Annotated in this window: 10 protein-coding genes; 6 read left to right on the plus strand and 4 right to left on the minus strand. The window is 71.0% G+C overall.

Features of this window, described 5'->3' with window-relative positions; translation table 11 throughout:
- The first annotated feature begins 7 nt into the window (after positions 1–7).
- From ACIHCQ_RS30730 to ACIHCQ_RS30740, 3 genes are read left to right on the plus strand one after another with little or no spacing between them, the layout of a single operon-like run.
- Positions 8–958, plus strand: a complete 951-nt coding sequence (locus ACIHCQ_RS30730; RefSeq protein WP_399669471.1) for an oxygenase MpaB family protein — start codon at positions 8–10, stop codon at positions 956–958.
- Complete coding sequence (locus tag ACIHCQ_RS30735) at positions 940–3,270, plus strand: tetratricopeptide repeat protein (RefSeq protein ID WP_399669474.1); 2,331 nt, start codon at positions 940–942, stop codon at positions 3,268–3,270. Before ACIHCQ_RS30730 ends, ACIHCQ_RS30735 begins: the two co-directional genes overlap by 19 nt.
- 39 nt (positions 3,271–3,309) lie before the next feature.
- A complete protein-coding gene (locus ACIHCQ_RS30740) occupies positions 3,310–4,842 on the plus strand; it encodes a phytoene desaturase family protein (RefSeq protein WP_399669477.1) in 1,533 nt (510 codons plus the stop codon).
- Positions 4,843–5,033: 191 nt separating this feature from the next.
- Here ACIHCQ_RS30740 and ACIHCQ_RS30745 read toward each other — a convergent pair whose 3' ends face one another.
- Positions 5,034–6,863 (minus strand): serine hydrolase, encoded by a 1,830-nt coding sequence (locus tag ACIHCQ_RS30745; protein ID WP_399669480.1) that lies wholly within the window; start codon positions 6,861–6,863, stop codon positions 5,034–5,036.
- A 148-nt stretch (positions 6,864–7,011) separates the two neighbouring features.
- Here ACIHCQ_RS30745 and ACIHCQ_RS30750 point away from each other — a divergent pair, with 148 nt between their 5' ends.
- Together ACIHCQ_RS30750 and ACIHCQ_RS30755 are read left to right on the plus strand one after the other, a co-directional pair.
- On the plus strand, positions 7,012–8,121 hold the full coding sequence (locus tag ACIHCQ_RS30750; RefSeq protein WP_399669484.1) for an NAD(P)H-dependent flavin oxidoreductase: 1,110 nt from the start codon (positions 7,012–7,014) through the stop codon (positions 8,119–8,121).
- An 11-nt stretch (positions 8,122–8,132) separates the two neighbouring features.
- Positions 8,133–9,698 carry an acyl-CoA synthetase gene (locus tag ACIHCQ_RS30755; protein ID WP_399669669.1) on the plus strand — a complete coding sequence of 522 codons (1,566 nt, stop codon included), beginning with the start codon at positions 8,133–8,135 and terminating at the stop codon, positions 9,696–9,698.
- Here the strand turns inward: ACIHCQ_RS30755 and ACIHCQ_RS30760 are convergent.
- Entirely contained in the window at positions 9,668–10,552 is an 885-nt protein-coding gene (locus ACIHCQ_RS30760) for a nitroreductase/quinone reductase family protein (protein ID WP_399669487.1), read from the minus strand. The genes ACIHCQ_RS30755 and ACIHCQ_RS30760 overlap by 31 nt on opposite strands.
- Positions 10,553–10,720: 168 nt before the next feature.
- Here ACIHCQ_RS30760 and ACIHCQ_RS30765 point away from each other — a divergent pair, with 168 nt between their 5' ends.
- Positions 10,721–11,122, plus strand: coding sequence for a MarR family winged helix-turn-helix transcriptional regulator (locus ACIHCQ_RS30765; RefSeq protein WP_399669671.1), 402 nt, complete (start codon positions 10,721–10,723; stop codon positions 11,120–11,122).
- Between the two features lie 148 nt (positions 11,123–11,270).
- On the opposite strand, the gene paaK is transcribed toward ACIHCQ_RS30765, so the two are convergent.
- The gene (gene paaK, locus ACIHCQ_RS30770; protein ID WP_399669490.1) at positions 11,271–12,569 is read right to left on the minus strand and encodes a phenylacetate--CoA ligase PaaK; all 1,299 of its coding nucleotides are present in this window, start codon (positions 12,567–12,569) and stop codon (positions 11,271–11,273) included.
- 78 nt (positions 12,570–12,647) lie between these two features.
- On the minus strand, positions 12,648–14,156 hold the full coding sequence (locus tag ACIHCQ_RS30775; protein ID WP_399669493.1) for an oxidoreductase: 1,509 nt from the start codon (positions 14,154–14,156) through the stop codon (positions 12,648–12,650).
- Between the last annotated feature and the right edge of the window lie 136 nt (positions 14,157–14,292).

A 14,292-nucleotide genomic window follows, 5' to 3' on the forward strand; every position in this document is an offset into this window, starting at 1 on the left:
GGCCGACATGAACGCTGACACGGACGCTGACACGGCCCGAGCCGACCCCGGGCTCTTCGGACCCCAATCCGTCACCTGGCAGCTGCACAGCGACCCGATCATGTGGATAGCCGGAGTACGCGCCCTCTACCTCCAGGCCCTGCACCCCCGCGTCGTACGCGGATTCATCGAGAACTCCGACTTCCGCAAGGACGCCTGGGGCCGGCTGATGCGCACGGCCGCCTTCGTCGGCACCCTCACCTATGACACCACCGAGGCCGCCGAGCAGACCGCCGCCCGGGTTCGCCGTGTGCACAGCCGCCTCAAGGGCACCGACCCCCTCACCGGGGAGCGCTACGGCGTGGACGAGCCCGAACTGCTGCTCTGGGTGCACTGCGCCGAGGTCGACTCCTACCTCCAGGTCGCCCGCCGCTCCGGCTTCCGTCTCAGCGACGCCCAGGCCGACCGTTACCTCGACGAACAGCGCGAGAGCGCGCGCCTGATCGGCCTGGACCCCGCCGAGGTGCCCGGCTCCGCCGCGAGCCTTGCCGCGTACTTCGAGCAGGCCCGCCCCGACCTCGCCGTCGGATCCGACGCCCATGACCTCGACGCCTTCTTGCGACGGCCCCCGATCAGCCCGGCGTTCGCCCCGGCGCGCGACCTGCTCTGGCGGCGTGTGGCCCAGCTCGCGTACAACGCGCTGCCCCCTTACGCCCATGAGCTGTACGGCAGATCCGCCCCCGGCCCCGAGCGCGTCACGCTTCAGCTCATTGCCGTAGGCAACCTGCTGCGCTGCGTTCCCGCCCGGCTGCGCTGGCGGCTCCCGCCAGGTCATATCGTGCGAGCGATGGCCCGCCTCGGTCCCGGCGCGCGCCCGGCCCCGTACAAACTCCGCAGCCAGGAGGCCATACTGGACGGGCCGGGGAGGGCGCAGCGAAGCGACGGGGGCGACAGCACGCGATGGCGGAATCCAGGCTGATCCAAGGCCGCTACCGGCTGCTCGATGTCATCGGGCGCGGTGGCATGGGCGAGGTGTGGCGTGCCCGCGACGAGTCGCTGGGGCGGCACGTCGCGGTCAAATGCCTCAAGCCGATGGGACCTCAGCGCGACCAGTCCTTCACCCAAGTGCTGCGGGAGCGGTTCCGCCGCGAGGCACGGGTGGCCGCGGCCCTCCAGCACCGCGGCGTGACTGTCGTCCATGACTTCGGCGAGTACGAGGGAGTGCTGTATCTCGTCATGGAGCTGCTGGAGGGCCACAACCTCAGCCAGCTCCTGGAGGAGAACAAACAGCATCCGCTGCCCGTGGCCGATGTCGTGGACATCGCCGGGCAGGTCGCCGACGCCCTCGCGTACACCCATGAACAGGGCATCGTCCACCGGGATCTGAAGCCCGCCAACATCATGCGGCTCACCGACGGCGCGGTGAAGATCTGCGACTTCGGCATCGCCCGCCTCGCCGCGGACATCGGCTTCACCTCCCGGCTCACCGGCACCGGCATCGCCATGGGGACCCCGCACTACATGTCGCCGGAGCAGATCGGCGGCGGCCATGTCGATCACCGCAGCGACCTGTACTCCCTGGGCTGCGTGCTGTACGAGATCGCCACCGGCGTTCCGCCCTTCGACCACGACGACGCCTGGGCGGTGCTCGTGGGCCACCGCGACACCACGCCCGCGCCGCTCCGTGAACTCCGCGCCGAGATCCCCGGCTTCTTCGAGGAGATCGTCCTCGATCTGCTCGCCAAGGCCCCGGAGGGGCGGCCCGGCGACGCCAAGGATCTCCGCCGCAGGATCGGCTCGGCCGCGTACCAGGGCCACGCGCATACGTCCGGGCTCACCATCGGGCCCGCGACCGGGCTCACGACCGGGCCCGAACGGCTGTCCTCCCGGGAGCCGCGGCTGCCGTTCTGGACCCGCGGTATGACCACCGGCCACAAGGCGACCGGCACGGCGAGCGCGCGGTCCGCCGTGCCCGAACTGCCCGATCCCACGGCGGGCCTGACCGGTGAGTGGACCACCAGCACGTGGAAGACCGGTCAGGTGACCACCGGAGACTGGACCACCACAGACTCGGCCACCGGTGCGCGCGGCGGCGGCCCCGCCCTGCCGTCCGCCAAGGACGGGCCCGAGCGCCCCACCCCTCCGCCCGAACTGCTCGCCGTCCTCGCCGGCAGACACAACGCGGGCCTCAGCCTCGGCCGGCTCGGCCGCTGGGCGGAAGCGGGCGAGGTGCACCGCGCGGTCGCCGCCGAACGCGAGCAGGCTCTCGGCCCCGACCATCCGGACACCCTCGCCAGCCGTTACGAGGTCGGCTTCACGCTGGGCAGGTCCGGCCGGGCCGCGGAGGCGCTGCGGGAGTTCGGGCGTGTCGCGGACGGACGCGAGCGGACCATGGGCGCCGACCATCCCGAGACCCTCGCGGCCCGCCAGGAGATGGCGTACGTCCTCGGCCGCCTCGGGCGCCACTTCGAGGCTCACGCGGTGTACGCGGCGGTCCTCGAATCCCGCGAGCGCACCATGGGGCACGAACACCCCGACACCCTGCGCTGCCGCCACAACCTCGCCTTCAACCTCAGCAGGCTCGGGCGTCTTGAGGACTCGTACCGCATGGCGTGCGAGGTCGCCGCCGCGCGCGCCCGCGTGCTCGGCGCGGGCCACCCCGACACCCTCGTCACGCGGTACGAGGTCGCCTACGCGCTTGGCCAGCTGGGCCGCTGGACGGAGGCGCTCCAGACCTACCGCGAAGTGGCCGCCGCCCGCGCCAGGACGCTGGGCCCCGACCACCCGGACACCCTCGCAGCCCGCTACGAGGTCGGCATCAGCCTCGGGCGGCTCGGCCGCAGCGCGGAGGCCCTGGAGCTCTATCGCGACCTGGTGGCCGACCGCACCCGCGTCCACGGCCCCGCCGACCCCGAGACGCTGCGCGCCCGCCACGGGCTGGGCGTGAACCTCGGCCGCCTCGCCCGCTGGGAAGAGGCACTCGCCGAGGCGCGCGACGTGTGCGCCCTGCGCGAAAACGCCCTGGGCGCCGACCACGCCGACACGCTCGTCAGCCGCCGCGAAGTGGCCGTGGGCCTGGGCTGGCTGGGCCGCTGGGCGGACGCGCTGACCGTCTACGAGCAGGTCGCCGAGGCGCGGGAGCGGGTGCTCGGCATGGACCACCCCGACGCGCTGGCCAGCCGCAACGACGAGGCGCACTGCCTGGAGCAGCTCGGCAGACACGCGGAGGCGGTGGAGCTGTACCGGCGGGTGGCCGCCCTGCGGGAGCAGCGCGACGGGCACAGCGGCTGATCGCTGGCTCCGGATGACCGGGGCGTGTTACGAAGGGCCATGCCCACACATGACACATACGACGCGGTGATCGTGGGCGGCGGTCACAACGGCCTGGTCGCCGCCGCCTACCTTGCCCGTGCCGGACGCTCCGTCCTCGTCCTGGAACGCCGCGCGACCACCGGGGGAGCGGCCGTCTCCACGCGCCCGTTCGCCGGGGTCGACGCCCGGCTCTCCCGCTACTCGTATCTGGTCTCGCTGCTGCCGGACAAGATCGTGCGCGAGCTGGGGCTGGACTTCGCCGTACGCAAACGCACGGTGTCTTCGTACACCCCGAAGGGCAGTGGCGGCCTGCTCGTCGGCGGGGACCGTACGCGGGAGTCGTTCGCCGCGCTCACCGGCGGCGAGCGCGAGTACGCGGCCTGGCAGGAGTTCTACGCGATGACCGGCAGGGTCGCCGAGCGGGTGTTCCCGACCCTCACCGAGCCGCTGCCCACGCGCGAGGCGCTACGGGCGCGCATCGACGACGAGACGGCATGGCGGACGCTGTTCGAGGAGCCCATCGGCGTCGCCGTCGAGCAGCGGTTCGCCGACGATCTCGTACGGGGTGTGGTGCTCACCGACGCTCTGATCGGCACCTTCGCCGACGCGCATGACCCCTCGCTGCTCCAGAACCGCTGCTTCCTCTACCACGTGATCGGCGGCGGCACGGGCGACTGGGACGTACCGGTGGGCGGGATGGGCGCGCTCACCGACGCGCTGGCGGACGCCGCCAGGGCGGCGGGCGCGGAGCTCGCGGTGGAGCACGAGGCGACCCGCATCGAGACCGACGGGGAACGGGCCGAGGTCTCCTTCCGCTCCACAGGCACCGAGGGAGTGGTCGCGGCCCGCCGGGTCCTGGTGAACGCCTCACCGCACGAACTGGCCACGCTCCTCGGCGAGGAGCCACCCGCCCCCGCCGAGGGCGCCCAGCTCAAGGTCAATATGGTGCTGCGCCGCCTGCCGCGGCTGCGCGACCGCTCCGTCGACCCGCGCGACGCGTTCGCCGGGACCTTCCACGTCTCCGAGGGGTACGGCCAGTTGGCGACCGCGTACCGCCAGGCAGCCGAAGGGAAGCTGCCGAGTGCGCCGCCGTCCGAGATCTACTGCCACTCGCTGACCGACCCCTCGATCCTCGGACCGGAGCTCGCGGCCCAGGGCTACCAGACGCTGACCCTCTTCGGGCTGCACACCCCGGCCCGTCTCTTCGCGGCGGACAACGACGGCACGCGCGCCCGGCTGCTGGCGGCCACCCTCGCCGAGCTGGACTCTTATCTGGAAGAGCCGATCGCCGACTGCCTCGCGCCCGACGAGAACGGCGAGCCGTGCGTCGAGGCGAAGAGCCCCCTCGACCTCGAACGCGAACTGCGGCTGCCCGGCGGCCATATCTTCCACCGCGACCTGGCCTTCCCCTACGCCGCGGAGTCCACCGGGCGCTGGGGCGTCGAGACGGCGCACGCCAACGTGCTGCTGTGCGGGGCGGGCGCCGTCCGCGGCGGCGGGGTCAGCGGTGTGCCCGGCCACAACGCCGCGATGGCGGCGCTGGGCCGGTGACGCGCTACAACCCGTCCTGGGTCCAGTCCGGGCGATCTTGTCGGGCCCGCGACGACAGCTACGGCACCTCGCTGTGTTGTCGGAGTCGCCCAAGTACTCCCCCAGAGCTTCGCCTGGGGGTGCCCCCACCGCCTTGCGATGCACCGCATCTGACGCCGCGGGCTGATCCTCGAAGATCGCCCGGACAGGACCTAGTCCCGGGACGCCGTCCAGCCGTACGCCTCGATCAGGGCGGCGTCCGAGGGCCTGGCCTCGTTGAAGACGGCCCGCCCGCGGTCCTCGACGCGGACGGAGTCGACGTACACCCCGCGGCCGGCATAGAGCCGGTCGGTCGCGTACCGCCAGCGCAGCCGCACCTCCGTGCCGCCCCATGCCGACAGGTCGGCCGACAACCGGTGCCAGACACGCCCCGACCAGCCGGTCACCGAGCCGTTCGGGTGCGGTCTTGATGGTTCCCCTTCGCTTACGGTCGTGAACGGCACCGGCTGCCAGGTCGCCCCGCCGTCCGCCGACGCCTCCAGGAACAGCGCGTCCGAGCCGGGCTCGGTGTCCCACCACAGCGAGGAACCGAGCCGCGCCCGCGTCCCGGTGAGGGTGAGCGGCGGCAGGGTCAGCGTGGCGGCTGTAGAGGCGGCCATGCCGGAGTACCAGGCGGTCCGGCCGCGCTCGGGGCGTACGGCGACGGCGCGGGCCAGGTTGTTGGCGGCGGCGACCCGCGGAGCACTGCCGGAGCGCCAGCTGCGTACCGGGTGCACGGAGTTGCCCAGCACGATCAGAAACGAGTCGCTGGTCCGGTCGAGGACCAGGCTGGTGCCGGTGAATCCGGTGTGGCCCGCGGTGCGCGGGGTTGCCATCGCGCCCATGTACCAGTGCTGGTAGAGCTCGAAGCCGAGGCCGTGTTCATCGCCGGGGAAGGCGGTGTTGAAGTCGGTGAACATCAGGTCCACGGACGCGGGCCTCAGGATGCGGGCTCGCCCGTACACGCCGCCGTTCAGCAGCGTACGGGCGAGGATCGCGAGATCCCAGGCACAGGAGAAGACCCCGGCGTGGCCCGCGACGCCGCCGAAGCTGTACGCGTTCTCGTCGTGTACCTCGCCCCAGACCAGGCCGCGGTCGAGCCCCGACCAGGGCAGCCGGGCGTCCTCGGTCGCGGCGATCTTCGGGCGCCACTCGGCGGGCGGATTGAAGCGGGTGCGGCGCATCCCGAGCGGAGCGGTGATCTCGTCGCGGAGCAGTACATCCAGTGGGTGACCGGTGATCTCTTCGAGGATCAGCTGAAGCGAGATCAGGTTCAGGTCGGAGTAGAGGTACTTGGTGCCGGGAGCGGCGGCCGGGGCCTCGTTCCACAGCAGCCGGAGCTTTCCCTCCCGGGTCGGCTCCTTGTACAGCGGAATCCAGGCGCGGAACCCGGAGGTGTGGGTGAGCAGCTGGCGCACGGTGATGTCCTGCTTGCCCGCACCCGCGAAATCCGGGAGGTACGAGGCGGCCGTGGCCTCCAGGTCCAGTTCGCCCCGCTCGATCTGCTGGACCGCGAGGATCGAGGTGAACAGCTTGGAGACGGATGCCAGGTCGAAGACCGTGTCCCCGGCCATCGCGATCTGCTGGTCGGCCGGGAACTCCACGGCCGTGTCCGTCTTCTCGTCGTACGCCGCGTAGCGCACCGCCATGCCGATCGGACGGTGCAGCGCGACCGTGCCGCCGCGCCCGGCGAGCAGCACGGCACCCGCGTACCAGGGGTACTTGGGCGAGGGGCCGAGGAACTTCTCCGCGTCGGTGACGAGTTGGTCCAGCGGTTCCGGCAGCAGTCCGGCACGCTCGGCGGAGCCGCGCCGCAGCGTCGGCCGCGCACTTCCGCCTCCGGAACCCGGCGCTCCCGCCCCCGCCCCCGCCCCTGCTCCCGTGCCTGCCGCCGCCGCCGCTGCAAAGGGAATCGGGGCCAGTGCGAGTGCCCCTCCCAGCGCCAGCACCCCCTTGCCCAGCCTCCGTCGAGTCATCGCTATGCCTGCCGCGTCTTCGGTCATCCAGCAGCCTCCTGAAAGTATCTTTCGGGATCTCGGTCGGCAGTGAAACTTTCTTGCAGGGCGTGGACGCTGTCAACCACCCCAGGAATCTGACACTGCATCAGAAAATCTCTTCCCTCGTCCGCCGGACTGCGGCATCCTGCCGCCCATGGAGACGGAGCTGAGCAAGAGACTGGGCATCGAGCACGCCATCTTCGGCTTCACGCCGTTCCCCGCGGTGGCCGCCGCCATCACCAGAGCCGGCGGATTCGGCGTACTCGGAGCGGTCCGCTACACCGAGCCCGAGGATCTCAAACGCGACCTCGACTGGCTGCAGGACCACACCGACGGCAAACCGTACGGCCTCGACGTCGTCATGCCCGCCAAGAAGGTCGAGGGCGTGACCGAAGCCGACGTCGAGGCGATGATCCCCGAAGGCCACCGGCAGTTCGTCCGGGAGACCCTCGCCAAACACGGCGTCCCCGACCTCCCCGAGGGCGAGGCCTCCGGCTGGCGCATCACCGGCTGGATGGAACAGATCGCCCGCAACCAGCTCGACGTCGCCTTCGACTACCCCATCAAACTGCTCGCCAACGCGCTCGGCTCCCCACCCGCCGATGTCGTCCGGCGCGCCCACGACCAGAACGTACTGGTCGCGGCGCTCGCGGGCAGCGCCAAACACGCCCGCCGCCACGCCGACGGTGACATCGACATCGTCGTGGCCCAGGGCTACGAAGCGGGCGGCCACACCGGCGAGATCGCCTCCATGGTGCTCGTCCCCGAGGTTGTCGAGGCCGTCGGCCCCCTCCCCGTACTCGCCGCCGGAGGCATCGGCAGCGGCGAACAGATCGCCGCAGGGCTCGCCCTCGGCGCGCAGGGGGCATGGCTGGGCTCCGTATGGCTCACCACGACGGAGGCCGATGTGCACTCGCGCGCCCTCACCGAGAAGCTCCTCGCGGCGGGGTCCGGGGATACGGTCCGCTCCCGCGCCCTGACGGGCAAGCCCGCGCGCCAGTTGCGCACCGAGTGGACGGACGCCTGGGACGACCCGAGCGGGCCCGGAGCGCTGCCCATGCCGCTGCAAGGACTGCTTGTCGCGGACGCCCTCTCGCGGATCCAGAAGTACGAGGTGGGCGCGCTGCTCGGCACACCTGTGGGCCAGATCGTCGGCCGGATGAATTCCGAGCGCTCCGTCCAGCAGGTGTTCGACGAGCTGACCAGCGGCTTCGAGCGGGCTGTCGACCGTATCAACCGCATCGCCGGAAGGAGCCAGTCGTGAACGAGCCGGCCATGACCGAACGGCCCAACGGCTTCTGGGCCCAGGCGGCCGTGGACCCGGACCGTACGATCCTGATCGCACCGGACGGCGAGGAGTGGACCGCCGGGCGGCTCCACACAGCCGTCAACCAGCTCGTCCACGGGCTGCGGGCAGCAGGGCTGGAACAGGGCGACGCCTTCGCCGTCGTCCTGCCCAACGGAGCCGAGCTCCTGACCGCGTATCTCGCCGCCTCCCAGGCCGGCCTGTATCTGGTCCCCGTCAACCACCACCTCGTCGGCCCCGAGATCGCGTGGATCGTCTCCGACTCGGGCGCGAAGGTGCTCATCGCGCACGAGCGGTTCGCGGACGCCGCGACGGCAGCCGCGGACGAGGCGGGGCTGCCCGCGACCCACCGCTACGCGGTGGGCGAAGTCGGCGCGGTCGCCGGATTCCGCCCGTACGCCGAACTCCCGGGCGGGCAGCCCGGCTCCGTACCCGCCGACCGCGCGCTCGGCTGGGTCATGAACTACACCTCGGGCACCACAGGACGGCCGCGCGGCATCCGCCGCCCGCTGTCCGGCAAGCTCCCCGAAGAGTCGTATCTCGGCGGGTTCCTGGGCATCTTCGGCATCCAGCCGTTCAACGGGAACGTCCATCTGGTCTGCTCGCCGCTCTACCACACCGCCGTACTCCAATTCGCGGCCGCTGCCCTGCACATCGGGCACCCGCTGGTGCTGATGGACAAGTGGACGCCCGAGGAGATGCTGCGCCTCATCGACGCGTACCAGTGCACCCATACGCATATGGTGCCGACGCAGTTCCACCGGCTGCTCGCGCTGCCCGACGAGGTGAAGGCGCGCTACGACGTCTCCTCGATGCGGCACGCCATCCATGGCGCGGCCCCCTGCCCCGACCACGTCAAACGGGCGATGATCGACTGGTGGGGCAACTGCGTCGAGGAGTACTACGCGGCGAGCGAGGGCGGCGGCGCGTTCGCGACCGCCGAGGAGTGGCTGAAGAAGCCCGGCACCGTCGGCAAGGCATGGCCCATCAGCGAACTGGCCGTCTTCGACGACGACGGCAACCGGCTCCCGCCCGGCCAACTGGGCACCGTCTATATGAAGATGCCGGGACCGACCGGCCGCTTCAGCTACCACAAGGACGAGGCCAAGACGGAGAAGAACCGCATCGGCGACTTCTTCACGGTCGGCGATCTCGGCGTCATCGACGAGGAGGGCTATCTCTTCCTCCGTGATCGCAAGATCGACCTGATCATCTCGGGCGGCGTGAACATCTACCCCGCCGAGATCGAATCGGCCCTGCTCACCCACCCCGCCGTCGCCGACGCGGCGGCCTTCGGGATCCCGCACGCCGACTGGGGGGAGGAGGTCAAGGCGGTCGTGGAGCCCGCCGGGGGCCACGAGCCCGGCGACGCCCTGGCGGCGGACATCCTCGCCCACTGCGAACGCCGGCTGGCGGCGTACAAACGCCCCAAGACGGTGGACTTCATCGAGGCCATGCCGCGCGACCCGAACGGCAAGCTCTACAAGCGCAGGCTGCGGGCGCCTTACTGGGAGGGGCGCGAGCGCACCGTGTGAGCGCCGGGGCCGAGGAGGGCGGGCAGCAACTGCTCCTCCTCGTACACGAAATGCTCCTCGATCTGCGTGGCGAGCTGGTCGAGCTCGCGCCGGAGCGCTTCGGGTACTGGGTCCGCGCCCTCCGCGGAGAGCAGCGCCTCAAGCCGGGAGAGGGCCACCGCCACGAACGTATGCTCCTGCCGGATCCGGTCGATCGCCGGGCCGAGCGAGGGAAACTGCTTCTGGAGCGCGTCGAATGCCCCGTCCTCGTTGGTGTGATGGGTGTGCAGCGCGCCGCAGAAGGTCAGGCAGTGCTGGGCGAGCTGCTGTCCGAGCGAGCGCGAGGGCTGAATGGCCGTGCGTACGGCGGCGAGCTCGCGGCGGAGTTCGTCATGGACGCGTACGACGTACTCGCCGATCGCCCGGTTGGCTTCGGCGTCCCCGAAGTCGACCGCGGTGAGCGCGACGACCGGGATGGTCCGCTCCGTAGCGGCCTGATAGGCGCCGAAGGCGGGGTCGCGCGCGCACTGCGCCGCGTACTGGCGGTCGCGCTCCTCGCCGGTGAGCGGCTCGGCCCGCGCCGGGTAGCGGGAGACTCCGCCGTCGCCGTCGGCGATTTCGACCATGACGCGCGGGTCGGCCAGCAGATTGTGGAACCAGTGCGGGTGCCTGGGCCCGCCGGCGTTGGAGGCGAAGACCAGGAGCCGGCCGCCGTCGTGTACGTAGACCGCGGGGTTGGTGTGGGGACGGCCACTGCGGGCGCCGGTGGTGGTCAGCAGGGCGAGCGGGGCGCCCTCGAACATCCCTCCCACCCGGCCGCCGTTCTCCCGGAACTCCTTCATGATCAGTTCATTCATGTCACGCAGGTCGCTCATGGCATCGCCCTCTCGTTAGCATCAGTACTGCCAGACCTGTTTGCTTTGTAAGCAAAATAGATTTGTTAGTAAAGGTATGGAGAGGGGTGGCGGGTGTCAACCGCCGATCAGACACAGGAGGGCTCCGGGCCGGGAGTCGACGACGCGGTCCGGACGCTGTTGCTGCTGATGCCGCGCATGGTCGGGCGGGTGAAACGGATCACGATCCCCGAAGAGCTGCAGTCGCTCTCCCTCGCGCCCCGGCATCTGTCGCTGCTCGCGTATCTGCTCTTCGACGGCCCGATGAGCGTCAATGAGCTCGCCGCGCGCCTTGAGGTCGCGCCGACGACGGTGAGCCTGATGGTCGGTGAGCTGTCCCGTAAGGGGGTCCTGGAGCGGCAGGAGGACCCGGCCGACCGCCGGCGGAAGATCGTGAGCATCGCGGACGGACGCAGGGACGCCATCGACGGCTGGCTGGGGCGCGGCGCGGTCGCCTGGCGCAAGGCGCTCGCACCGCTCACGGCGGCCGAGCGGAAGCTGTTCATCGACACGCTCGTGGCGTACGAGGACGGGCTCGCCGACAGCGAGTGACCGGTGCGACGAGCACGCGGCGCGGCGGAGCGGGCTCGGATTGATCAGCGGGGTGGCGCGTCCGGGCAGGCTGAGCGGCGAGGTCCGCAAGCACGAGCTGTGCGACGCCGGTTCAGCGATCGGTTCAGCGGTCGGTTCAGCGGTCGGTTCAGTGCTCCTTGAGCTCCCGGAGATCCACGATCCGTTTGATCTTGCCCACCGACCGCTCCAGCGTCCCGGGGTCGACCACCTCGACCTCGACCGACACCCCGATACCGTCCTTGACGGCCACCGCGATCGCCTGCGCGGCGGCAGTCCGCTGCTCGGCCGTTGCCGCCACCCGCGCCTCGGCCCGCACCGTCAGCGCGTCGAGGCGGCCCTGCCGGGTCAGCCGCAGCTGGAAATGCGGGGCGACATACGGCGTACGCAGCACGATCTCCTCGATCTGGGTGGGGAAGAGATTCACCCCGCGCACGATCACCATGTCGTCGCTGCGCCCGGTGACCTTCTCCATCCGCCGGAACGCCCGGGCGGTGCCCGGCAGCAGCCGTGTCAGGTCCCGCGTCCGGTACCGGATCACCGGCATGGCTTCCTTGGTGAGCGAGGTGAAAACCAGCTCGCCGAATTCCCCCTCAGGCAGGACCTCGCCGGTGAACGGATCGACCACCTCCGGATAAAAGTGGTCCTCCCAGATGTCCAGCAGACCGTCCTTGGTCTCCACGAACTCCTGCGCCACGCCGGGGCCCATCACCTCCGACAGCCCGTATATGTCGACGGCGTCGATCGCGAACCGCTCCTCGATCTCGCGGCGCATCTCCTCCGTCCATGGCTCCGCTCCAAAAATGCCCACCTGGAGGGACGTCGTACGGGGATCGACGCCCTGCCGCTCGAACTCGTCAAGAATCGTCAGCATGTACGAAGGGGTCACCATGATGATCTCGGGCCGGAAGTCCCGGATGAGCTGCACCTGACGGGCGGTCATCCCGCCGGACGCCGGGACGACCGTACAGCCGAGCCGCTCGGCTCCGTAGTGCGCGCCCAGCCCGCCCGTGAACAGCCCGTACCCGTACGCCACATGAACGGTGTGACCGGGCCGCCCGCCCGCCGCCCGGATCGAGCGGGCTACCACGTCCGCCCAGGTGTCCAGGTCCCGCTGGGTGTAGCCGACGACGGTGGGGCGGCCCGTGGTCCCGCTGGAGGCGTGGATACGCCGCACCTCGGACCGCTCCACCGCGAACATCCCGAAAGGGTAGTTGTCCCGCAGATCGGTCTTGGCGGTGAAGGGGAAGCGAGCGAGATCGGCGAGCGTACGGCAGTCCTCCGGCCGCAGCCCCGCCTTGTCGAAGGCCGCCCGGTAGAAGCCGACGTTCTCGTACGCGTGGCGCAGGGTGGCCCGCAACCGGTCGAGCTGCAGTACGTCGAGCTCCTGGCGGCTGAGCCGCTCCGCCGGGTCCGCCAGGTCCGTCATCCCATATCCCTCGCCCTCGCAGTTTCGGGGTCAGTAGTCCACTCCGTGCCGCAGGGCGTCAAGACATCGGCTCATATCTCAGTTCCGGTTCAGCGACCGGGTCACGCCGGCGAAGACGACGGTGGTGAGCAGCCAGCCCGCGGCGATGAGGGCGTAGGCCAGCCATTGCAGCGGACCGTCCCAGTACCAGAGCGTGCGCTGCCCGAACCCGCCGATCGGAATGAGCAGGTCCAACGTGTACACGAACGCGTCGAACGGCACTTTCTGGTCCTTCTGCGCGGCATGGGGCGTGCCCCGCTGGAACCCGGCGACCCCCAGCGCGATCAGTGAGACGAGCCAGAGCGCCGCCTGCCAGGGCCGGTAGCCGTAGCCGACGGTGACGTCCAGCATCCGCCCCCATGCCCGCCCCAGCGGGTGGAGGGTCCGCCGTCTGCGCCGCTGCTTGGCGAGCAGGACGCGCCTGGCGTCGTCGTCGTGCCCGATCCGCCGGTACCAGGTGGCCAGCTGCTCGTACGGCTGGGGGACGTATCCGGGGGAGTGTTCGATCCACCGCAGGCGCTCGGTGAATCCCAGCGGGCTCTGCAGGGAGGTGTACACGAAGCCGGTCAGCAGCGTGTGCTCCGGCCAGCTGTGTTCGTTGTCGTGGAGGACCGCGACCTGCGCCTCGCGCAGATCCACTGTCCCCTTGGGGCCGGCGGCGGGGGTCAGCCGGAAATCCCCGGCGGTCAGCCGGCCTGCGTCCAGTGCCGTGTCCGCGCCCGTCAGCACGGCCGCGTCCAGTGAGAGGACGCTGCGAACGGTCGCACCGGTCAGCCGTACCGTCCCGCAAGCGGTGAATCCGTCGCTGAGCGCCATCGTCGACACCGTCATGTCGTCGCCGGTCAGCGCGTCGCCGCCCGGGTTCTCGATGTGCGCGCCCTCCAGGAACAGGCCGCCGTTGAACTGGGCGCCGGGGAGCCGCAGTCCACCCCGGGAGCTGAAGCCGTGGCGGCCGAAGCACCCGCCGTCCAGGACCAGGCCGCCGGCCCACAGGGCCCAGACGCCGGGCGCGCAGGCGGGATCGTTGGGGGTGTCGCCGAGCAGTTCCCTCGCGGTGAGGCGGACGCCGGACAGGCGCAGCTCACCGGTGATGTGCGCGCGGGTGAGGGTCAGCCGGCCGTCCAGGTGGGAGTTCTCGAAGAACAGATTGCCCTCGACGCGGAGCAGCCAGCCGTCCAGGCCCGGTATCCGGCACCCGATGAGTTCGGTCGAGCGGAGTTCCGCGCCCCGCAGCACGACCTGGTGGTCGAATCCGCACCCCTCGATCCGTACGGGGTGGTCCACGCGGGCGCCGGCCAGGTCGAGCGGGCCGGTGATCCGCGCTCCGGCCAGCCGCAGCGCGCGCACCGCTCCGGTCGCGTCCCCGGGGCCGCTCAGCAGCAGCGCGGCGATCACCGCGGCACGCACGGTGCGCTCCTCGCCCCAGGACTCGGCGCCGACCGGGTCGTCCTGTGCGGGGTCGCCGGTCCGCAGATCGACCCATCTGCCGGTGGGGAACGCCGTCCACAATGCCCGTTCCGCAGCGGTCAGTTCCTCGAATTGCAGCACGCTGCCTCCCCCGGTTCCACGCGACCGGTGCAGCGTAACGTCAGCTGACGTCGCCGGGCGTCACCGGTCCCGATTCATAGACGAAGATCACGGCCCGGGCGTCAGAAGGGAAGATGCCAAAATAGAAGTTGAACCC

Source organism: Streptomyces sp. NPDC052236 (assembly GCF_044548015.1).
Classification (GTDB): Bacteria; Actinomycetota; Actinomycetes; order Streptomycetales; family Streptomycetaceae; genus Streptomyces.

What these genes read in the sequence shown, in the direction of transcription:
- ACIHCQ_RS30730 (WP_399669471.1), top strand. Translation starts at nt 8, where the DNA reads ATGAACGCTGACACGGACGCTGACACGGCCCGAGCCGACCCCGGGCTC.
- ACIHCQ_RS30735 (WP_399669474.1), top strand. Translation starts at nt 940, where the DNA reads ATGGCGGAATCCAGGCTGATCCAAGGCCGCTACCGGCTGCTCGATGTC.
- ACIHCQ_RS30740 (WP_399669477.1), top strand. Translation starts at nt 3,310, where the DNA reads ATGCCCACACATGACACATACGACGCGGTGATCGTGGGCGGCGGTCAC.
- ACIHCQ_RS30745 (WP_399669480.1), bottom strand. Translation starts at nt 6,863, where the DNA reads ATGACCGAAGACGCGGCAGGCATAGCGATGACTCGACGGAGGCTGGGC.
- ACIHCQ_RS30750 (WP_399669484.1), top strand. Translation starts at nt 7,012, where the DNA reads ATGGAGACGGAGCTGAGCAAGAGACTGGGCATCGAGCACGCCATCTTC.
- ACIHCQ_RS30755 (WP_399669669.1), top strand. Translation starts at nt 8,133, where the DNA reads ATGACCGAACGGCCCAACGGCTTCTGGGCCCAGGCGGCCGTGGACCCG.
- ACIHCQ_RS30760 (WP_399669487.1), bottom strand. Translation starts at nt 10,552, where the DNA reads ATGAGCGACCTGCGTGACATGAATGAACTGATCATGAAGGAGTTCCGG.
- ACIHCQ_RS30765 (WP_399669671.1), top strand. Translation starts at nt 10,721, where the DNA reads ATGCCGCGCATGGTCGGGCGGGTGAAACGGATCACGATCCCCGAAGAG.
- paaK (WP_399669490.1), bottom strand. Translation starts at nt 12,569, where the DNA reads ATGACGGACCTGGCGGACCCGGCGGAGCGGCTCAGCCGCCAGGAGCTC.